The following is a 21354-nucleotide window of genomic DNA, read 5'->3' as shown; positions in this document are numbered from 1 at the left end:
TACAAATAAGCTTCTATACTTCCACTTTTTTTAAAAAATTGCCATATCATATCATACATATTATTGCCCCCTTCTTACATTATTTCTAATTATTTTTCGTAAGAATAGAGGAAATAATTCATATCTTTTGAATACAATTTTTTACAGGAACATAGTTGTTATTAAGAAAAATATACATATTCCTATAAAATCAAGTATTACAGAAACTAGAGGTGCAGATACTATAGAAGTATCTATATCTAATTTCTTTAATAAAGCAGGTACAAAAGCTCCAATAGTAGCTCCAAATATCATATTTATAAGTATCGCTACTCCTACAAGCAATGCAATACTTTGATTATTTATTATAATATATGTTCCTGCTCCTCCTATTAGCCCACAGAATATACCTGTTACTATACCTACTAAGACTTCCTTTAATGTATTATTTAAAGATGTCATATCTTTATTTGATAATGTCATTATTGTTATAGATGATGATTGCATACCTATACTTCCACCTAAACATAATATAACTGGTAAGAAGAAAAGTATTTTTACATAGGTTGAGTCAGTTCCAATAAAATTTAACTTAGTTAAAAGTATTGTTGATAGTAATCCCATTATTAATATTATTATTAACCATGGCATTCTAGCTCTAACAGAAGAAGTTACTTGTTGAAGCGGTGTAGCATTTTGATCTTCTGCCACATCTCTTTCATGTTCCGAAGAGCCAGCTAGTTTATATAAATCTTCACTTGCTTCTTCTTCCATTACATCTATGATATCATCCACTGTTATTATACCTTTTAATACTCCATGTTTATCTATTACTGGTATAGCAATTAAATCATATTTTGATACTAATCTAACTGCTTCTTCTCTATCTTCTTCTACATCTATTGAAATAATATTTTCACTCATTAAATCTTCTACAATAACTGAGTCCCTAGCTGTTATCAATTCTCTAAGAGATAAAACACCAACTAGTTTTTCATCATTATCAACTACATAAATATAATATATTGTTTCTGCATCTAAAGCATTTTCTCTCATGTGATCTATTGCTTCTTTTGCAGTCATATTTTTATTTATTTCAATATAACCAGGAGTCATAATACCACCAGCTGAATCTTCATCATATACTAACAATTCTTTAATATCATCAGCATCTTCTTTACTTAAAAGATTCATTATTCTATGTCTTTCTTCTTCTTCTATTTCACTTAAAATATCTGTCAAATCATCTAATGACATTTGCTCTAAAATATTTTTTCCATGTTCCTGATCTATATTAGATAATAATGATTTAAAAAATTCTGGACCACTTTCCTCCAAAATAGAAGCAGACATATCTATTGGTAATACTTCAAATAATTTTATTTTCATATCTTCATCTAAGTTTTCCATTACATCAAAAATATCCATAATATGATATTCTTCTAGTAACTCTCTTAAATCTAATAATTTATTATTTTCAAGTAAGGATATAACATCCCTTAACAAATCCCTGGAATCTTCCTGTTTCTTATCCATATAATCCACCTTTATTTATCATTGTATCCAAAATTACTTATGTAATTTTGCGAGTTTCTCCAATTTTCTTTTACCTTTACCCATAACTGAAGATTTGCTTTTGTTCCTAAAAGTAATTCCATATCTTCTCTTGCTGACTTCCCTATTCCTTTTAGTTTTCTACCATTCTTTCCTATAATTATACCTTTATGTGAACTTCTTTCGCAACATATCACAGCTGAAATATCTACTATATTTTTATCTTTTCTAAATTTCATTCTCTCTATTTCTACTGCTACTCCATGAGGTACTTCATCATGAACATAGTGTAATACTTTTTCTCTTATTAATTCTGCCACTAATACTCTCTCTGGTTGATCTGTAATCATATAATCTGGGAAGTATTTTGGTCCTTCTTCAAGATACTCTCCTATTACCTTCATTAATTCTTTTACATTTCTTCCCTTTAAAGCTGATATAGGCACTATTCCTTTAAATATTCCTTCATTATTGTACATTTCCATTAATTTAAATAAATCAGCTTCTTCTATTTGGTCCATTTTATTTATAACTAATATTACAGGAGTTTTTATATTTCTTAACTCTTCTATTATCATTCTATCTCCTGGCCCTATTTTTTTAGACTCATCTACTACATATAAAACTACGTCTACATTCTTAAATGCATCCGTTGCTTGATTTACCATAAATTCTCCTAATTTAGTTTTAGGTTTATGGATACCTGGTGTATCTAAAAATACTATTTGCATTTCTTCATTTGTGTAAACTGCTTGTATAGTATTTCTTGTTGTTTGAGGCTTATCACTCATTATCGCGATTTTTTCTCCGACTACGTTATTCATTAATGTAGATTTCCCAACATTTGGTCTACCTACAATACTTACAAATCCTGATTTAAACATATATAATTCTCCTGACTTTTCTTTTGATTGTTTATATTATTGTTCATTTTTTCCCGTGTATATACATCTATTCGTTTCACTAATATTTTTTATAAAAATTAAATAAACATCTAATATTATAACATATTTTAATAAAAGTTAATTATTTTTAATTGGAAAACTAACATAGCTACTAAAATGCCTAATAATCCACCTGCAACTGTCTCCCAAAATGTATGTATTTTTCCTTCTATCCTACTTTGTGCTACTAATACTGCCATAATATAGCCTAAGGCTGCTACTACAGGTCTTTCAATCAACATTGCTATTGATGTGGCTATTGCAAACGCAAGAGCTGCATGACCACTTGGCATACCTCCTTTAAGTGGAGTCCCTGTAGATGTTAGTGCTTTTACAACAACTACACATATTAGTACTAATACAATACATATTAAGGTAACATGAGGATCTGATTTCCTTATAGTAAAAATTAATGATTTAGATAAATCTGTAAATTTATCATAAAATATAAGATAACCAACTGCCACTGCATTTAAAGCTGATATTAATACTCCTCCAGCTGCCACGTCTTTCGCTATTTTAGCTAGTTTATGATACTTGTCTGTAACTAAATCAACCGTATTTTCTATAGCAGTATTAAACATTTCAGATATTATAACCAAAGAAATAGATAGGATTAGTATCATCATCTCCAGTTTACTTAAATCAAAAAACAAACTTACAATCAATACTGATACTGCTATAAAGTAATGTATTTTCATATTTCGTTCATATTTAAATGTATATAAGATACCCTGAATAGCTGCATTAAATGCTTCTATAATATTAGGGCGAGTTTTTTTATCTTTCATAAAGATTACTCCCTTGTTATCCCAAGCTTATTTAAGATATGTTCTTCCTTTTCTCTCATTTCTTTTGTATTTTCTTCTGTATCATGGTCATACCCTAATAAATGAAATACACTATGACACACTAAAAAACAAACTTCTCTTTCAAAACTATGGTTATATTCTTTACTTTGTTCAAAAGCTCTTTCTAAAGAAATTACTATATCTCCTAAAGATTCTTCTCCAAAATCCACATCAAATTCTTCATCTACTAAAAGAGGAAATGATAATACATCTGTAGGTCTATTTACCCCTCTAAAGTCACGATTTAATTGGTGTATTTCTTTATTATCAACAAATGATAAACTCACTTCATAGTCATCGTCGTATCCTTCATAATCTAAACATTCAGATATAATATCTTTTATTTTTTCTATTAACTCTTCTGTTACGTCTAATTTATCTTGTCTATTGTCTATAATTAATTCCATTGTTCCACCTTCTATTGTCTTATTTTTTTGTACCGCTATCTTTTCTTTTCATTTCTTGTTTTTTATTTAGATTAAATTCTTCTTTGTTCTCAAATTTTTCATAAGCTCTTATTATCCTTTGAACTAACTCATGTCTTACAACGTCTTTTTCGCTTAGTTGAATACTGCCTATACCACTTACATTAGCAAGTATTTTTGTCGCTTGAACTAAACCACTCTTCTTATTACTTGGAAGATCTGTTTGAGTTATATCTCCAGTTACTACAGCCTTTGATCCAAATCCAAGTCTTGTTAAGAACATCTTCATCTGTTCTGGTGTAGTGTTTTGAGCTTCGTCTAATATGATAAAGGCATTATCTAAAGTTCTCCCTCTCATAAAAGCTAGCGGAGCAACTTCTATAGTTCCTCGTTCTAAATATTTATTAAACCTATCAGCTCCAAGCATGTCAAATAAAGCATCGTATAATGGTCTTAAGTATGGATCTACTTTATCCTTCATGTCTCCAGGTAAAAAACCTAAACTTTCTCCTGCTTCAACTGCTGGTCTAGTAAGAATTATCCTACTTACTTCATCATTTTTAAAAGCTCTCACTGCCATAGCTACAGCTAAATAGGTTTTTCCTGTTCCTGCTGGTCCAATTCCAAAAGTTATATCATTATTTCTAATTAAATCAACATACTCCTTTTGCCCTAAAGTTTTAGGTTGTACAGGATTTCCTTTTTTAGTTAAAATTATTACATCTTCTAACTCTTTAATCTTTCTTTCACTGCCTTCTAATAATAGGGATAATGAATAAGTTATACTTTGTTTATCCAATGACTTACCTTTAACTACTGAGTCATGCAACTCATTCATTAGCCTAAGTGCCAAGTCTACATTTTTTTCTTCGCCCATTAATACAATATTACCTTCTCTAAGTATCACATCCATATTTAGAGTGTTTTCTATTAATTTTATATTTTCATCAAAGTTTCCAAATAACTCTCTTTCAAACTTTTCTTCTGATACCATAAATTTTTTTTGTATGATCAATTGAAATATTCCTCCTTAAGTGATATACATTTTATTAATTTTCTTTATCATTAGTGTTAGTTTTTATATCTTCTTCTTTAAATTCATTTCTTATATCATTAATAGGTCTATTTTGAGGATTTGAACTCTTTTGTTCTCCCTCTTCTTGCTTTTTCTTTTCTAAATTAGACTTAATTATAGCTTCTGCCTCGCTTTTACTTAATATATCCAGTTGAGCTATATCTTCACTTGTAGTCACTGTCACTATATATTCTACCATACTTTTATTTACATTATATTTATCCTTTGAATCTACAATTCTTGCTGATACTGGTATTGTGTAATCCAACTCTTTTAATACAGCTCTAGATAGTTCTTCTTTTACTTTTTTAACATCTATTTTATTTTCAACTTTTCTTACTTCATAAAAAGTACTTACTGTTATTTTTATAGGAAATGTGTAATCTCCTAATTTAAGTTCATGTGTTTTATTTTCAATTTCATAATCCTTATATTTTATGTTTCTCAATATTTTATATTTTTTATCATAGAAACTTATGGTATAAACTTTTTTCTTATTATCAGTTCTTTGATTTTTAATATCTATGTAATTTGAAGATTTTTTTGCCTCATAAAAAGTTGTTGCCCAAACTTCTGGTAAAGCTGTAGTATTAGCTCCGTTAACTAATACATCTCCCTTTTTAACTATGTCACCTTCTTCTACAACGGCCTCACCGCTTCTAGGAACTACTTTTTCTATTATACCATCTTTTGTGGCTATAATATTACAATAATTAGAGTTTTCTTCTGAATTTTGACTTTCATCTTTTTTAGTAATATTTACGAATATGTTAGTTCCTTTAACATTTATTGATACGTAGGCAATTTGTTTAAATTTGCTCATTATATTGTCTCTTACGGTTTTTCTATCTATGCTTTTTTTATATATTCCTGGTTTAACTCCTTGTATGTAAAGCTCCTTTTTTAGAGCCGTTTTGTCTATCCCCTCTGGAGCTGTAATATACACATCTGTGACAAACTGCGATGTGGACATCAATATGATTAAAGAAATTATTGCACAAATAACCATTCCTCTATAAGTATATATTCTTTTCGCAATAAAAGGAATGCCTGTCTGTTTTTTAACCTTAATATTAAATTTATTACTTCTATGAATTTTTTTTAATTTTCTATAGTTATCTCTGTCAATATTAAATTGAATTTTCACTTTTTCTATCCTATTTACATTGTAAACATATATTTTATTTCTTATAAGGTAATTTAAAAAGCTTTCTGTATCTAACCCTTCTACAACAATTGTGTAATATCCTCTTACGAAACTTATCACTACTATCTCCTCCTAATCAACATACTCTAGGGAGTATATAAGTCCTTTTATTCCAATTTCTTCTGTTTCTATATACTTTAATAAAAGCTTATCCCCAGTTATTTTTATTGTTTTAACTTTAGTCTTTATTTTAATTAAACTAGTGTCATAAGTTATAATTGATAAATAGTTTTCTATCTTTACAAATGTATTACCTACTAAAGTAACCGTCGGTTGTGTTACTTTTAAATCTGGTGATATATCCATTATGAAAATCCCCTCCCTCTTGTATATTCTATTAATGTATCCCTTTAAAATTTCATGTTTTTTATATCTTTATACAAAAAAAACTGAGAATACTCTCAGTATTTTTCCTTGCATTTATCTACTTATTTATAAACCATATAAAGTAATTAAGGACTATAGCATAAATTAACCATAGAATATATGGTATGTTTAAATAAGCTGCAATCGGTTTAATATTATAAAATTTATAAACCATTATTACTACAAAAACAAAAAGTAGTATTAAGTCTACTAAAGCTGTTAATCTAAGTTGAAATCCGAAAAACAAAATAGACCATAAAAAATTTAGTCCTAACTGAGCCCAATAATAAAACATGGTATCCTTTATTTTCGATTCATTTTTCTTTTGTGATAACATTATGTAAGATGATGTACCCATTAATATGTATAGTATAGTCCAAACAATAGGAAATACTATGCCTGGAGGTGCAAAGCCCGGTTTGATAAGTTCATGATAATATATTATGGTATCTACCCCACTTATAGCTTGGGCTAAAATACTGCTTAAATATCCAACAAGTACTGGAATCAGCACACAGCATGTATATTTTTTAACTTCCTTTACTGATATAATCAACTTCTTACCTCACTTTCAATTATTATTCTTATGTATTTCTATTAAATAAATATGAATAATAAGAAGTGATTATGAGTATTTATTTATTAATTACAACATAAAAAAACCTAGAGATCACTCCCTAGGCTTTTATCTATTGTAAATTTTTCTTTACTAACTCATTTATTAGTTTTCCATCAGCTCTGCCTTTCACTTTAGGCATAATTGATGTCATAATTTTTTTCATATCTTTCATAGAAGTAGCTCCTACTTCAGATATAGTAGAAATTACAATTTTATTTAATTCTTCTTCGCTTAATTGTTGAGGTAGGTACTCTTTTAAAACTTCTATTTCTGCTTCTGCCTTACTTACTAAATCTTCTCTTCCAGCTTTTGCAAACTCCTCACGAGAATCTCTAGTTTGTTTTAATTGCTTTGCAATAAGATCTACTATCTCGTCATCTCCTAATTCAACTCTATTATCAACTTCATATTGTTTAATAGAAGCTCTTATTAAAGTTATAACAGATTTCTTAACAGTATCTTTATTTTTCATAGAAGATTTTAGATCTTCTTGTAACTTTTGTTTAAGGGACATTCCCCTCACCTCTTTATTTCTATTTACTATCTTTTAGCGTTTTTTCTTCTAGCTGCTTCAGCTTTTTTCTTACGTTTAACACTTGGCTTGTCATAGTGCTCTCTTTTTCTCACTTCTGACATTATGCCAGACATTGCACATTGACGTTTAAATCTTCTTAAAGCACTGTCTAATGTTTCATTTTCTCTTACTCTTACTTCTGACATTCTTTTTCCCTCCCTCCGATTTCGCGAATTATGCTGGGACTGTAATTTGATTATATCTGCATCACTGCATTACAACCTCACACTTTGTTTATTATAAACTAAAATTAAATTTTTATCAAGTATTTAATTATCTATAATTTTAAATTCTTTATAAAAAAACTATTTTTCATTTGCTTCATAATTAGGTAACTTTTTACCCGCTAGTACATGATAATGAAGGTGCTTAACTTCTTGACCTCCGTCGCTTCCACAGTTATTAATTATTCTAAATCCAGCATCACTAAAACCTTTATCTATAGCTATTTTATTTATAACTGAGTGAATGTGTGCAACAATTTCTATTTCTTTATCTGAAATATCTAATATACTATCGTAATGTTTTTTAGGAACAATTAGTATATGGTGTGGTGCCACAGGGTTTATGTCATTAAAAGCTAAAACTTTATCATCTTCATATACTTTATCACATGGTATGTCTCCATCTATTATTTTACAAAATAAACAATCCATTTTTCCACCTCCTAACTATTGATTATAAACCTAAAATTCTACATCTTATACTAAAATTCCTTCTACATATTCATCTTTTACTTCTATAATTTTAACTTTTAGTATTTTTCCACAAATATCTTCATTAGAAGTAACAATAGTTTTTAAATAATTAGGAGTTAATCCTTCATATTTATTTTCTCCTACTTCTTGTTCAAATAATACTTCAAACTCTTTACCAACCATTCTTGTTGCCATTTTCTCAAAGTTTTCTTTATTTAATTTCAGAAGTTTTTCACTTCTTTCATGCTTATCTTGTGGAGAAACTTGATTTTCCATATCTGCTGCTTTAGTTCCTTTTCTTGGTGAATATTTGAATATATGCATTTGTGATAATTCAATATCTTTTAGGAAATTATAAGTCTTTTCAAATTCTTCTTCAGTTTCACCTGGGAATCCAACTATTACATCTGTAGTAATCGCTACATTTGGAATTTCTTCTCTTAATTTATTTACTATTGTTTTATATTCTTCTGTTGTATATCTTCTATTCATTCTTTTTAATGTTTCATCACATCCACTTTGTAATGATAGATGGTAATGAGGCATTACTTTTTCCATGTTTGATACTTCATTTACAAATTCATCTGTGAATAATATAGGTTCAACAGAACTTGTTCTTATTCTCTTTATTCCATCGATTTCATTTACTCTCTTAATTACATCTAGAAGATTTGTATTTTCTTCTTTTAAATCTTTTCCATAAGAAGCAACATGTATACCTGTTAATACTACTTCTTCGTATCCATTTTCAGCTAGAGTTTTAGCTTCATTTACTATACTTTCCATATCCCTACTTCTTACTTTTCCACCTCTTGCGTAAGGTATTATGCAGTAAGTACAGAATCTATCACATCCATCTTGTATTTTCATAAATGCTCTAGTTCTCCCATTAGACTGGCTTATTTCAATTTCCTCGAAAGCTCTAACTTTCATTATATCATCAACTGTAGAAGCTTTTTTATCACCTTCTACAACTTCTAATTTTTTAATTTCATCAACTATAGTTCTTCTCTCATTAGTTCCCATTACTAGATTAACTTCTTCTATTTCAAGTATTTCTTCTGGAGATACTTGAGAATAACACCCAACAACTGCTATTATAGCATTTGGATTTTTCTTTTTCATTCTTCTTATATATTGACGTGATTTTCTATCACTCATATGTGTTACTGTACAAGTGTTTATAACATAAACATCTGCATAATCTTCACTATCAACTTGTTCATATCCATCTTCTTTGAACATCTCAAGCATTGCTTCTGTTTCGTATTGGTTCACTTTACAGCCTAAAGTATAAAAAGCTACTTTTTTCATTATATATTTCCTCCTAAGTCACTTAGCTCATATAAAACTATGGATGAAGCAACTACAGATGCAGTTTCTGTTCTAAGTATTCTAGGACCTAGAGAAACAACTTTTCCATCTATATTTTGAATTTTTTCAATTTCGTCTTCTTCAAATCCACCTTCTGGTCCAACAAAAATTCCAATTTTATTTGCACTAGAATCTTTTAAGCCTTCCTTTATAGAGATTGTCCTTTCATTTTCGTAAGGACAAAGGTTCAAATCATTATTTTTCATATCTTCTAATGCTTCTTTAAAAGTTAAAACACCTGTAAGTTTTGGTATTTTCCCTCTTTTACTTTGCTTTGCAGCTTCGTAAATGATTCTTTCCCATCTTTCCATTTTCTTATCTTCTTTTTTGTTGTCTATTTTAGTTACGCTTCTTTTAGTTTGTACTAAAACTATTTCATCTACACCTATTTCTGTTAATTTTTGAAGTATTAACTCCATTTTAGTTCCTTTAGGCATACCTTGATATAACTTAACCTTTAGGCTAGATTCACGTTTTATATTTACTGTTTCAATTATGTCTAATAATATATTGTCTTTGTTTATTTCCTTTATTTTACAAATATACTCATTATTGTCCATGTCGCATACTTCAAGTTTGTCATTTTCCTTACATCTAAGAACTCTTGAAATATGTTTAACATCTTCACCTTCTATAATACAAGTATTTTGTTCTAAATTAATATTGCTTTTAGGCGTGAAAAATCTATCCATAATTTCACCTACTTAAGTTTTGATACTATAGCTGACCATTCACCAAGTTTTACTATCTCAGCTATTTCAAATCCATTTTTCTCTAATGATTCTACAACTTCATCTATTTTAGCATGAATTATTCCTGATGATATAAATACACCATCTTCACTTAAGAATTTACTTACATCGTTAGCTAATATTTTTATAATATCAGCTATTATATTAGCCACGATTACATCAGCTTTTCCTTCTACGACTTCAAATAAACTACCATGTTTTACAGTAACTTTATCTGATACGCCATTTAGTTCACAGTTTTCTTTTGAAACTTTAACAGCAACTTCATCTAAATCTCCTGCAACAACTTCTTTTGCTCCAAGTTTTGCTGCTGCAATAGCTAGTATTCCACTTCCGCACCCTATATCAAATACTCTTTTTGTAGAATCTACATATTTCTCCAATTCTCTTATACACATTGATGTAGTTTCATGGGTTCCCGTACCAAATGCCATCCCTGGATCTAATTCTATTATTAAATCACCTTCTTGAGCTTCATAATTTTCCCAAGTAGGTTTTACTACTATTTGTTTTCCAATTTTTGTTGGTTTGTAGTATTTTTTCCACTCATTAGCCCAGTCTGATTCATTAACATTACTTAGAGATACCGTTCCTTCTCCTATATCTAGTCCACATGATGGTAATAAAGATATTTTAGCTTTTATAGTTTCTACAAGCTCTAATACATTTCTCTCTTCAGGTATATATGTTTTTATTAATACCCCTTCTTGATTACTTTTATTGAATACTTCTTCCTCAACGTAATCCCAATCTAACTCATTTTTCTTTTGGAATAAAAAATCTTTAGGGTCTTCTATCATTACCCCTCCACATCTTTCTTCTAATAATATATTACTTATAGCTTCTACAGCTTCTGTCGCCGTTTTAACTGTTACTTCTGTCCAATTCATATGTAAACCTTCTTTCAATATTTAATACTATTCTTTTCATGAACTTTATTATATCATAATTATTCTCTTTTATAATATTGTTTTATACATATAATAGTTATAATTAAATAAAAAATCCTACCAATATTATGTACATTGGAAGGATTTTATTATTTGCTTTATTTTTTTTTTAGATTTTTAAAAAAGTTATCTATTTTATCACTTAAAGTTTTTTGCCTTTGGTGGACTTCTTGACCACACTCTTTAGCAAATTGTCTAACTAATTCTTTTTGTTTATCATTTAATTTTTTAGGTATTTCAACAGTTACTTTAACATATTGATCTCCTCTAACATTGGATCTTAGTTTTGGTATACCTTTACCTTTTAATCTAAATACTGTTCCTGTTTGAGTTCCCTCTGGAATTTCATATTCTACTTTTCCATCTAAAGTAGGAACTTGTATTTTATCTCCTAAAGTAGCTTGAGCAAATGTTATAGGCATTTCTAAATAAACATCGTAACCTTCTCTTGTAAATAGTGGATGAGCATTTACATTAACCTCAATATATAAATCTCCTCTTGGTCCACCTCTACTTCCAAGTTCACCTTGACCACCTAATTTAATCATTTGACCTTCATCTATACCTGCTGGTATATCAACTTCAATAGTCTTAGTTTTTCTTATACTTCCTTTTCCATGACATTTTGTACATGGTGAGTCTATAACTTCACCCTCACCGTTACATGTAGAACATGTTCTTGTACTTGCTATGTTTCCAAAAGGAGTTCTTTGTACTGATTGCACTTGACCACTACCATTACATGTTGGACAAGTTTTTTTAGAAGTTCCTGGTTTTGCACCACTTCCATTACATTCTTCACATTCTTCACTTCTATTGATTTTAACTTGAACCTTTTTACCAAAGGCAGCTTCTTCAAAAGATATATTTACCCTTTGTTTTATGTCAGCACCACGTTCTGGACCTCTTCTTCTTTGACGTCCACCGCCAAAACCGCCTCCAAACATATCTCCAAATATATCTCCAAATATATCATCAAATCCACCAAAGCCTTGGCCACCAAAACCTCCAGCTCCACCAAATCCTTGACCATTTACACCTTCGTGTCCAAATTGATCATAGTTTCTTCTTTTAGTTTCATCTGATAATACTTCATAGGCTTCATTAATTTCTTTAAATCTTTCTTCAGCTTCTTTATCTCCTGGGTTTTTGTCTGGGTGATATTTCATAGCTAGTTTTCTATAAGCTTTTTTTATCTCCGTTGCATCCGCACTTTTACCCACACCTAAGACATCATAGTAGTCTCTTTTAGTACTCAAGTATTGTCACCACCTTTATATTACAAAACAATAGCTTGTAGAATATCAAACTACAAGCTATTATTAATTGTTTCAAAACAGATTAATATCCTTTAATTTATTATACACAATCAGTATATTTTTGCAACAAATTCAAATTTTATACTTCTTTAAAATCCGCATCTACTACATCATCATTTGATTGATTTTCTGTAGCTTGTTCTCCACCTTGAGCAGCTTGTTCAGCTTGAGCTTGTTGATACATTTGCTCAGATACTTTGTGGAATTTATTCATTACTTCATCTATAGCAGCCTTTATTTCTTCAGCAGTAGCAGCTTCTTTGTCTTTAACTTCTTTTAATGAAGCAAGAGCAGCTTCTATTGCAGATTTATCATCAGCATTTACTTTATCACCTAACTCATTTAAAGTTTTTTCTGTTTGATATATAGTTGAATCAGCTTGGTTAACAGCTTCTATTTTATCTTTTTTAGCTTTATCAGCTTCAGCATTCATTTCTGCTTCTTTAACTTTTCTTTCTATCTCGTCTTCACTTAAGTTAGTTCCTGAAGTTATAGTAACTTTTTGTTCTTTTCCAGTTCCTAAATCTTTAGCAGTAACATGAACTATACCGTTAGCATCTATATCAAAAGTAACTTCTATTTGAGGTATTCCTCTTGGTGCTGGTGGTATTTCAGATAATTGGAATCTACCTAAAGTAGTATTGTCGTAAGACATACTTCTTTCACCTTGAAGAACATGTATATCAACAGCAGTTTGGTTATCTGCAGCAGTTGAGAATACTTGTGATTTCTTAGTTGGTATAGTAGTATTTCTTTCTATTATTTTAGTCATTACGTTACCCATAGTTTCTATTCCTAGAGATAATGGAGTTACGTCTAATAATAATAAGTCATTAACTTCACCAGTTAATACACCAGCTTGTATAGCAGCACCAGCAGCAACACATTCATCTGGATTTATACCTTTGTGAGGTTCTTTTCCTATGAATTTCTTAACAGCATCTTGAACAGCTGGTATTCTTGTAGATCCTCCTACTAATAATACGTCATCTATTTCTGATACAGAAAGACCAGCATCAGATAAAGCTCTCTTAGTTGGTTCCATAGTTTTTTCTACTAAATGATGAGTTAATTCATCAAACTTAGCTCTAGATAAATCTATATTCATATGCTTTGGTCCACTTGCAGTAGCTGTTATGAATGGTAAGTTTATGTTTGTTGTCATTGTTGAAGATAATTCTTTTTTAGCTTTTTCAGCAGCTTCTTTTAATCTTTGAAGAGCCATATTATCTTGTCTTAAATCAACACCTTCAGCTTTTTTGAATTCTTCAGCTAAATAATCTATTATAACTTTATCGAAGTCATCTCCACCTAATCTGTTGTTACCAGCAGTAGCTAAAACTTCGAAAGTACCATCACCTATTTCAAGTATAGATACGTCGAAAGTACCTCCACCTAAGTCAAATACTAATATTTTCTTATCTTGATCTAATTTGTCCATACCGTATGCAAGAGCTGCTGCAGTTGGCTCGTTTATTATTCTCTTAACTTCTAATCCTGCTATTCTACCAGCATCTTTAGTTGCTTGTCTTTGAGCATCTGTAAAGTAAGCTGGAACTGTTATAACAGCTTCTTTAACTGGTTGACCTAAGTAACTTTCAGCATCGGCCTTTAGTTTTTGAAGTGTTATAGCTGATATTTCTTGTGGTGTATATTCTTTTCCTTCTATATTAACTTTATAATCTGTACCCATATGAGTTTTTATAGATATTACTGTATTATCAGCATTTGTTACTGCTTGTCTTTTTGCAGGCTCCCCTACTATTCTTTCTCCATCTTTTGTGAAAGCAACTACAGATGGAGTAGTTCTCATACCTTCGTTATTTGCTATTATTTGTGGTTCTCCATTTTCTAAAACAGCAACACATGAGTTTGTTGTTCCTAAATCTATTCCTATTACTTTTGACATAATTTATTTCCTCCTTAATTATTCATCTATTTAAATTTTAATAATTTGTTATCTTAATTAACAAGAAACTTTAACCATTGTAGGTCTTATTACTTTTGTATTTAGCTTATAACCTTTTTGTAGTACCATTACGACTTTGTTTGGTTCTACTCCATCTACACTTTCTTGCATTACAGCTAAATGTAAATTTGGGTCAAAATCTTCATTTAATGCCTTGATTTCTTCAACCTCAAATTTTTGTAAACAGTCTATTAACTGTTTATGTACAAGTTCAATGCCTTTATACATGTCATCTTCTTTATCTGCAAAAGCATCCATAGCTCTTTCCATGCTGTCAATAACAGGTATTAATTCTGTAATTATTTTTTCATTGGCAAATATACCTATAGTTTGCTTTTCTTCTTGAGTTCTTCTAATATAATTAGAATATTCAGCTTGAAGTCTTTTATATTTGTCTTCTTTTTCTTCTACTTGTCTTTCAAGTTCTTCCATTTTGTCATTTATTTTTTTTTCTTCTAATTTAGAGTTTATATCTGTTACATTATCTTCACATGCAGTTTCTACTTCTGCATTTTCTTCAGATGTTTGTACTGCTTCTCCATCATTAGAAGTGCAATTTTCTTGTATGTTTTCATCCTGATTCATGTTTTTTTCCAAGATTTACACCCCTCAGCTTAAAATTTATTTGATTTATTATTTAATAATATATTCATATAATTTATTATTGAATATATTCTAGAATAATCCATTCTCGTAGGTCCTATAAAGCTTATACGACCAATTAAATCTGTATCTACCTTGTATGTGGCTGTTACAACACTGCATTCTTGAGCTTGCTCACAATCATTATCACTACCAATAATAATTGTAGCATTATCTTTTAATATACCCTTTGATTTAACTATCTTAGCTATAGTTTCTTTCGTTCCTAGCATATCTAAAAATGACCTTGCTTTTAGCACATCATTAAATTCAGGATAATTAAAAATATTAGTAGCTCCATTTAACGTCATTGAAAGCTCTTCCTCAGTAGGGTTTGTATTTAACATATTAAGTAATTGGTCTATTATTGATGAATATTCTCCAATTTCATATTTTATATATGCTATTAATCTATCATCTATCTCTGTTATAGTCTTGCCTGAAAGCTTTCTAGTTAAATTATCAGAAATTAAATTCAACTTAGCTTGATCTAAATCAATTTTAGCACTTAAGCTTGATTTTTTTATATCTCCCTTTTCTGTAACTACTATTAATAAAATTTCGCTTTCATGCATCCCAACTAATTGAATATGCTTAATTTCATTTAAAGTAGATACATGTTTTGTCATTGCAACTGTAGTATAATTAGTTAGTTGAGATAACATTTTTGATGTTTCATGTATTAAATTTTGAATATGATTCATATTACTTTCTACACATCTTTCAATTATCTCTTTATCATTGTCACTAAGTTCAATAGTATTCATAAGAGAATTCACATATAGTTTGTAGCCCTTTTCCGTAGGAACTCTTCCTGCAGATGTATAAGGCTGAACTAAATATCCCAACTCTTCTAAGTCAGCCATTTCATTTCTAATAGTTGCTGCGCTAACGCCAAGGTTATATTTTTTTGATATTGTTCTAGACCCTACAGCTTCAGCTGTTTCTATATAATCTTTAACTATTGCTTTGAGGATATTCATTTTTCTTTCATTTAATTCCATTCAAAAATACCTCCTTCGCTGTTAGCACTCATTAAGTTCGAGTGCTAAAAAGATTATATATATTATATACCACGTTAAATTTTTATTGTCAATAGTTTTTAAGTAATTTGTTTTCTTATTTCATAAATTCCACAAAAACACTATTAGATATCTCTCTTCCTTTTTGAGTCAACTTCATACCTTCATCCTTAGTTTCAATCAACTTCATTTTTTTCAATTTGTCGATCTCATTTTTATATTCTTCTTCAAAATTAAAATTGTACTTTTCATAAAAATATTTAAATTTTATACCTTCATTCATTCTTAATCCTAAGAATATACTTTCCTCTATTTCATCTTTGATACTTAGTTTTTCTTCCCACTCTATAGGTTTTTTACCACTATGTATTATATCTTCATATTTATCTAACTCACACAAGTTATTATATCTTGTTTCATTTAAAAAACCTGACGCTGAAACTCCAAGTCCAACATAGTTTGCACATTTCCAGTATAAAATATTATGCTTGCATTCAAATCCTTTTTTGGCATAGTTTGATATTTCATATTGATTATATCCATTAGATTTTAAATAATTTATTGTGTATTCATACATTTCAATGTCCGTATCTTCATCTAACAGTTTAAATTCATGCCTTTCATACATATTAAATAATTCCGTATTTTCTTCTAATATTAAGGAATATGCAGAAATATGAGTAGGATTTAACTTTACAACCTTTTCTAAGGATTCCATCCAATCTTCTTTACTTTGATTTGGAAGAGCATACATAAGATCAATATTTATATTTTCAAAACCAACTTCTTTAGCTTGATAATAGTTTTTTTCAAATTCTTCATAAGTATGAACTCTTCCTATGTACTCTAAATGATTATTTTGAACCGCCTGTAGACCTATACTCAGTCTATTCACTCCACATTCCTTCATAATTTTTAATTTATTTAAAGTTAATGTTCCTGGATTACATTCCATTGTTACTTCAGCACTATCTTTAATTTGAAAATTATTTTTTATATTTTTAAATAATATTTTTATTTCTTCTTCGTTTAAAATACTAGGCGTTCCACCTCCTACAAATATACTATCTATACTTTTATTTTCAAGATTTTCTTTATATAATTCCATTTCTCTTTTTAAAGAATTTAAATATTTCCTTTTTTCATCAATATTAAGTTTAAATGAGTTAAAATCACAATATTTACATTTTTTCACACAAAAAGGAATATGTATATATAATCCTAACATTTCTTCACCTCTTTTACTTTATTTGTGTCTTTTTATATTATTACCCTTACTTATTAAATTTAAAATTCACTTAAATTTAAAAAAACCTCATTTATTTTCATAAATGAGGTTTAATATATGTTTATTTATATTTAACTTGGTATTCTCCACGTCTTCTATAGTCAGCTCCACCAGTTATTCCTTTTGTTTTATCTTTTATTATGGTTTGGATAGAACCATAGAAAATATTAGAGTCATAATAACTCACTGAATATCCTTTAGAGACCATTTCATTAATAATATTATCAGAAAGTTGTCTTTCCGTTAATATTTCTTCATTATTTCTAAATACTGTTCTAGGTTCATCTATAGACTCAGATATATTTTGACCAAACTTAAAGTAATTTAATAATACTTCCGAAATAGCTTGAGATATAACATTTCCTCCTGGAGAAGCAATACCCATGATAAAATCGTCACCTTTTCGTATTATAGTTGGCGCTATAAATGTTCTTGATCTCTTTCCTGGTTTATAAGCATTTATAGAGTGAGCATTTTCATTAAAATGACCTACTGAATCATTTAAGAAAAATCCACCTACTGTAATTTGAGAACCAAAGAAATCACCTAACGTATTTGTGCAAGAAACTACCATTCCATCTTTGTCAGTTACAACAAAAGCTGTCGTATCTTCACTTTCATCTTCTGTTATATCCTCAACATATTTTCTCTCATATAGCTTTTTTACATAATTATCAGTTACATATTTTTGAGAATCAACATTTTCAAAGTTAGGATCTGCAATATGTGCCATTCTATTAGTATAAGCAATGTTTACTATTTGAGACATTTTTTCTAAATAATCTATTTCATTAGTAGCAAATTTTTGAACATCAGCATATTCAGCCATTTTCAATATTTGTAATAATGTTGTCCCACTGAAAGGTGCTGGAGCTGTTACAACTTCATATCCATTAAATTCACCTGTTAATGGTTTTAAAATTTCTGTTTTATACGTAGATAAATCTTCTGGTTTCATTAGAGTCCCAACTGTTAACTGTTGAGCAATTACTCCATTATAAAAAGCCTCCGCTCCACCTTCTTGAATAGTTTTTAAAGTGCTTGCTAATTCCGGTTGAACTATGGTCGTTCCCTCACTTTTTGGTTCACCATCTTCATTATAGAATGTAGTCAAACTATTCATATCTGAGTAACCTTTAAAAATATCAAGTCTATTATACAAGCTCGTATCCATTTTAAATCCATTTTGTGCATAGTCAACAGCAGGTTGTATAAGCTCTTTCATTTCTTTCGTCCCATAAGTGTTATTTACATCTTCCATACCTTTTACAAAACCAGGTACACCAATACCACTAATTTGAGTTGTAGAACTTATAGGGGCTGTCTCTCTATAATTAAAGAATTTAAAATCATCATCTTTCGGAGAGTAAACAAGCATAGCTCCTCCACCTCCAATTCCAGAACCATAAGGTTCAACAACGCCTAATACATATGATATTGCTACTGCTGCATCTGCAGCATTTCCACCATTTTCTAAAACATCAATGCCCACTTTAACAGCTAAAGGATTAGATGAACTTACTCCATATCCTTCTAAGCCATCTCTTTTTAATACCTTGTTCACACCCATAGTAAGCATAGTTTGAATATTATCATAGAAAACTAAACTTAAACCTAATGCGAGTGCTAATAGCACAGATGTAATTTGCTTCCATCTTGTTTTTTTCAATTTATTCTCTCCTTTTTGATATTAAATTTCAAAACTAGCGGTAAAGATTAAATTATCTATTTTAGAATATAACATCTAAAAACATATAAGTAAAACATAAAATTAACGATAATGTCAATAAATTAAAAAGTGTTATCTCTTTTCTATTTTTTATATATATTTGGATTTTTTCTTTTAAAGTCAAATTCTTAGTCATATTTTCATCTCCTTAAACTAATTGAGCTACATTTAAGATAACAAAAACCACTAAAGAAACACCTATAGTACTTACTGCTGTAAGCTTTATACCTTGCTTATAGAAGCAGTTCGCTATTAAACCAGGTATAACTATTCCAACTCCATCAAGAGCACCTAATGACATACCCATTGATATATTTAATGTATCTATCGCTATTTTTAATAGCATGCATACCAATAGCATTGCTAAAAATCTTCTTCTTCCATATAGTATAAGGAATTTATTCAATCCAAATTCAACTATAATATAAGTTAAGACACTTAATAAAAATATTACTATTAAACTTTTAGGATTGTCCATTGTAAGCGCTAAGTAACCAGGAACTACCATACCTCCTGGGTTAATTCCGAATTTTTCTTGAAATAATAAACTTAGAGTTAGACCTAAGATTATTGCAACGTATAAATCTGTCGATACCATTATAGCCTCCTAAATTTTCTAGATTATAGCTTTTTGCTTTCTACTATAATCATTTATTGTTTTATCTTGACTCATACTTAAAAGTCTTTCTATAAATGGTTCACCCGTACCATGTATATTTCCTACACCATAGATTACTCTATTTTTCATTAACGGTCTTATAGTCTCTAATATTTCATCTGGTGTTGCATTTTCTAAATCAATATAATTTTTCACGTTTGGTAACATACCTTTTTTAAATGCCGTAGTCATAGGCTCTGTTACTTCACCTATACCAACTAGGGTATGAGCTTGAATATTTGGGAACACATCTCTTACGAATATTTCAGTTCTATCAACCCTATCTTGTCTACAGTTCATTATAACTATTGGATCATCTGATTTGTAATCCATTTCACATATTTTGGCCCAAATATTTAAAGTTGATTGAGGATCATTTGCCGCAAATCCATTTACAAAATGACAATTTAGAGATTCTTCACCTATTTTAGTAACTCTCATTGCACCTGGATCCGGATGAGCATTAAGCATTCCTCTCATACATACTTCTTTGTCTAAACCTAAAGCTTCACCTACAGCCAATGCTAAAGATGCATTATCTGGGAATACCATATAGTCAAATTTAGCTAAAAATTCACTGCTTATTTTTGAGTTATCAGCTACTATTACCTTAGTATTTCTTTCTTCAGCGACTTCTTTAAAGTAATCTAAATAAGGGCTTGGTATAGTAATTAAGTGTCCATCATATGGTATTGTTGCAGCGAATGCTTGTGCAACTTCATTTAATGTTGGTCCCAGTACATCCATATGATCTTCAAGGACATTAACTATTAAAACAATATTTGCTTCTAACATTCTAAATTGATATACCTTTTGATAGTCTGGATTTACTGCCATACACTCACATACTAAAGCTTCTGCCCCTAGATCAGCCGACTTTTGTAATACATCTAATTGTTCACCTATATTAGCACCTTGAGGTTTTCTTATTATAGGTTCTTCTTCATCTTGGAACCAATAAATCATTCTTGCTTCTGTTCCAGTTGTTTTTCCTACTGTTTTATATCCTGCTTCAGTTAATATTCCAGTTATTAATCTTGTAACAGTTGATTTTCCTCTTATTCCATTTATATTCACTCTTATTGGTATCTTTTTAACATTTTTCTTTTGAGCAAGTTGCTCTCTTATACCAAGTATAAGCAGAGTGATTATACACAATACTATAATAATAATAGCTCATCCCTCCCTAATTAATAATCATTGTATGATTGTTTTCATGTACCAAGGTTAATACTAAAAATATTTTATTTCATACATTAGTATAAAATCTAGATTATTATCATATCTTGTCTAACAACTAGTCAATTATATCAAAAACTCCTAATTTCTAAAAGTATTTATTTCAATTTCTAAATAATA

At 29.3% G+C, this 21354-nt stretch carries 22 protein-coding genes; all 22 read right to left on the bottom strand.

Features of this window, described 5'->3' with window-relative positions:
* Positions 1–141: 141 nt before the first annotated feature.
* Positions 142–1515: a magnesium transporter gene (gene mgtE / locus NSA58_RS00480; RefSeq protein ID WP_074079681.1), complete on the bottom strand. Its 1374-nt coding sequence runs from the start codon at positions 1513–1515 to the stop codon at positions 142–144.
* An 11-nt stretch (positions 1516–1526) separates the two neighbouring features.
* The gene (gene era, locus NSA58_RS00475; protein ID WP_039680603.1) at positions 1527–2417 is read right to left on the bottom strand and encodes a GTPase Era; all 891 of its coding nucleotides are present in this window, start codon (positions 2415–2417) and stop codon (positions 1527–1529) included.
* A 128-nt stretch (positions 2418–2545) separates the two neighbouring features.
* A complete protein-coding gene (locus NSA58_RS00470) occupies positions 2546–3268 on the bottom strand; it encodes a diacylglycerol kinase (protein ID WP_039680602.1) in 723 nt (240 codons plus the stop codon).
* Between the two features lie 5 nt (positions 3269–3273).
* A complete protein-coding gene (gene ybeY / locus NSA58_RS00465) occupies positions 3274–3735 on the bottom strand; it encodes an rRNA maturation RNase YbeY (protein ID WP_074079680.1) in 462 nt (153 codons plus the stop codon).
* A gap of 19 nt (positions 3736–3754) precedes the next feature.
* A complete protein-coding gene (locus NSA58_RS00460) occupies positions 3755–4768 on the bottom strand; it encodes a PhoH family protein (protein WP_039680600.1) in 1014 nt (337 codons plus the stop codon).
* 34 nt (positions 4769–4802) lie between these two features.
* A complete protein-coding gene (locus NSA58_RS00455) occupies positions 4803–6095 on the bottom strand; it encodes a sporulation protein YqfD (protein ID WP_039680599.1) in 1293 nt (430 codons plus the stop codon).
* Between the two features lie 12 nt (positions 6096–6107).
* The gene (locus NSA58_RS00450) at positions 6108–6341 is read right to left on the bottom strand and encodes a YabP/YqfC family sporulation protein (RefSeq protein WP_039680598.1); all 234 of its coding nucleotides are present in this window, start codon (positions 6339–6341) and stop codon (positions 6108–6110) included.
* Between the two features lie 118 nt (positions 6342–6459).
* Positions 6460–6957, bottom strand: coding sequence for a TspO/MBR family protein (locus NSA58_RS00445; RefSeq protein ID WP_074079679.1), 498 nt, complete (start codon positions 6955–6957; stop codon positions 6460–6462).
* A 133-nt stretch (positions 6958–7090) separates the two neighbouring features.
* Positions 7091–7534: a GatB/YqeY domain-containing protein gene (locus NSA58_RS00440; RefSeq protein ID WP_039680596.1), complete on the bottom strand. Its 444-nt coding sequence runs from the start codon at positions 7532–7534 to the stop codon at positions 7091–7093.
* A 26-nt stretch (positions 7535–7560) separates the two neighbouring features.
* Positions 7561–7740, bottom strand: coding sequence for a 30S ribosomal protein S21 (gene rpsU, locus NSA58_RS00435; protein WP_039680595.1), 180 nt, complete (start codon positions 7738–7740; stop codon positions 7561–7563).
* Between the two features lie 159 nt (positions 7741–7899).
* On the bottom strand, positions 7900–8250 hold the full coding sequence (locus NSA58_RS00430; protein ID WP_039680594.1) for a histidine triad nucleotide-binding protein: 351 nt from the start codon (positions 8248–8250) through the stop codon (positions 7900–7902).
* A gap of 45 nt (positions 8251–8295) precedes the next feature.
* Positions 8296–9606 carry a tRNA (N(6)-L-threonylcarbamoyladenosine(37)-C(2))-methylthiotransferase MtaB gene (mtaB, locus tag NSA58_RS00425; protein WP_039680593.1) on the bottom strand — a complete coding sequence of 437 codons (1311 nt, stop codon included), beginning with the start codon at positions 9604–9606 and terminating at the stop codon, positions 8296–8298.
* Complete coding sequence (locus NSA58_RS00420) at positions 9606–10358, bottom strand: 16S rRNA (uracil(1498)-N(3))-methyltransferase (RefSeq protein WP_039680592.1); 753 nt, start codon at positions 10356–10358, stop codon at positions 9606–9608. The genes mtaB and NSA58_RS00420 overlap by 1 nt, the downstream gene beginning before the upstream one ends.
* An 8-nt stretch (positions 10359–10366) precedes the next feature.
* Complete coding sequence (gene prmA / locus NSA58_RS00415) at positions 10367–11308, bottom strand: 50S ribosomal protein L11 methyltransferase (protein WP_039680591.1); 942 nt, start codon at positions 11306–11308, stop codon at positions 10367–10369.
* A 158-nt stretch (positions 11309–11466) separates the two neighbouring features.
* Positions 11467–12627, bottom strand: coding sequence for a molecular chaperone DnaJ (gene dnaJ / locus NSA58_RS00410; protein ID WP_039680590.1), 1161 nt, complete (start codon positions 12625–12627; stop codon positions 11467–11469).
* 139 nt (positions 12628–12766) lie between these two features.
* Positions 12767–14596: a molecular chaperone DnaK gene (gene dnaK, locus NSA58_RS00405; protein ID WP_039680589.1), complete on the bottom strand. Its 1830-nt coding sequence runs from the start codon at positions 14594–14596 to the stop codon at positions 12767–12769.
* A 57-nt stretch (positions 14597–14653) separates the two neighbouring features.
* Positions 14654–15253 carry a nucleotide exchange factor GrpE gene (gene grpE, locus NSA58_RS00400; RefSeq protein ID WP_052233075.1) on the bottom strand — a complete coding sequence of 200 codons (600 nt, stop codon included), beginning with the start codon at positions 15251–15253 and terminating at the stop codon, positions 14654–14656.
* Positions 15254–15270: 17 nt separating this feature from the next.
* Positions 15271–16302 (bottom strand): heat-inducible transcriptional repressor HrcA, encoded by a 1032-nt coding sequence (gene hrcA, locus NSA58_RS00395; protein WP_039680588.1) that lies wholly within the window; start codon positions 16300–16302, stop codon positions 15271–15273.
* A gap of 115 nt (positions 16303–16417) precedes the next feature.
* Complete coding sequence (gene hemW / locus NSA58_RS00390) at positions 16418–17548, bottom strand: radical SAM family heme chaperone HemW (RefSeq protein ID WP_074079676.1); 1131 nt, start codon at positions 17546–17548, stop codon at positions 16418–16420.
* Positions 17549–17669: 121 nt separating this feature from the next.
* Positions 17670–19277, bottom strand: coding sequence for a gamma-glutamyltransferase family protein (locus NSA58_RS00385; RefSeq protein WP_079764676.1), 1608 nt, complete (start codon positions 19275–19277; stop codon positions 17670–17672).
* Positions 19278–19485: 208 nt separating this feature from the next.
* Positions 19486–19935 (bottom strand): poly-gamma-glutamate biosynthesis protein PgsC, encoded by a 450-nt coding sequence (pgsC, locus tag NSA58_RS00380; RefSeq protein ID WP_039680587.1) that lies wholly within the window; start codon positions 19933–19935, stop codon positions 19486–19488.
* Positions 19936–19953: 18 nt separating this feature from the next.
* On the bottom strand, positions 19954–21153 hold the full coding sequence (gene pgsB, locus NSA58_RS00375; protein WP_277613689.1) for a poly-gamma-glutamate synthase PgsB: 1200 nt from the start codon (positions 21151–21153) through the stop codon (positions 19954–19956).
* Positions 21154–21354: the final 201 nt, after the last annotated feature.

The sequence above is a fragment of the Terrisporobacter muris genome (assembly GCF_024621905.1).
In the GTDB taxonomy this organism is placed as follows: Bacteria; Bacillota; Clostridia; order Peptostreptococcales; family Peptostreptococcaceae; genus Terrisporobacter; species Terrisporobacter muris.
Note: the sequence above shows the minus strand (reverse complement) of the source record. Positions and strands in the feature narration are given on the sequence as shown.

What these genes read in the sequence shown, in the direction of transcription:
- mgtE (WP_074079681.1), bottom strand. Translation starts at nt 1,515, where the DNA reads ATGGATAAGAAACAGGAAGATTCCAGGGATTTGTTAAGGGATGTTATA.
- era (WP_039680603.1), bottom strand. Translation starts at nt 2,417, where the DNA reads ATGTTTAAATCAGGATTTGTAAGTATTGTAGGTAGACCAAATGTTGGG.
- NSA58_RS00470 (WP_039680602.1), bottom strand. Translation starts at nt 3,268, where the DNA reads ATGAAAGATAAAAAAACTCGCCCTAATATTATAGAAGCATTTAATGCA.
- ybeY (WP_074079680.1), bottom strand. Translation starts at nt 3,735, where the DNA reads ATGGAATTAATTATAGACAATAGACAAGATAAATTAGACGTAACAGAA.
- NSA58_RS00450 (WP_039680598.1), bottom strand. Translation starts at nt 6,341, where the DNA reads ATGGATATATCACCAGATTTAAAAGTAACACAACCGACGGTTACTTTA.
- NSA58_RS00440 (WP_039680596.1), bottom strand. Translation starts at nt 7,534, where the DNA reads ATGTCCCTTAAACAAAAGTTACAAGAAGATCTAAAATCTTCTATGAAA.
- rpsU (WP_039680595.1), bottom strand. Translation starts at nt 7,740, where the DNA reads ATGTCAGAAGTAAGAGTAAGAGAAAATGAAACATTAGACAGTGCTTTA.
- NSA58_RS00430 (WP_039680594.1), bottom strand. Translation starts at nt 8,250, where the DNA reads ATGGATTGTTTATTTTGTAAAATAATAGATGGAGACATACCATGTGAT.
- mtaB (WP_039680593.1), bottom strand. Translation starts at nt 9,606, where the DNA reads ATGAAAAAAGTAGCTTTTTATACTTTAGGCTGTAAAGTGAACCAATAC.
- NSA58_RS00420 (WP_039680592.1), bottom strand. Translation starts at nt 10,358, where the DNA reads ATGGATAGATTTTTCACGCCTAAAAGCAATATTAATTTAGAACAAAAT.
- prmA (WP_039680591.1), bottom strand. Translation starts at nt 11,308, where the DNA reads ATGAATTGGACAGAAGTAACAGTTAAAACGGCGACAGAAGCTGTAGAA.
- dnaK (WP_039680589.1), bottom strand. Translation starts at nt 14,596, where the DNA reads ATGTCAAAAGTAATAGGAATAGATTTAGGAACAACAAACTCATGTGTT.
- hrcA (WP_039680588.1), bottom strand. Translation starts at nt 16,302, where the DNA reads ATGGAATTAAATGAAAGAAAAATGAATATCCTCAAAGCAATAGTTAAA.
- hemW (WP_074079676.1), bottom strand. Translation starts at nt 17,548, where the DNA reads ATGTTAGGATTATATATACATATTCCTTTTTGTGTGAAAAAATGTAAA.
- pgsC (WP_039680587.1), bottom strand. Translation starts at nt 19,935, where the DNA reads ATGGTATCGACAGATTTATACGTTGCAATAATCTTAGGTCTAACTCTA.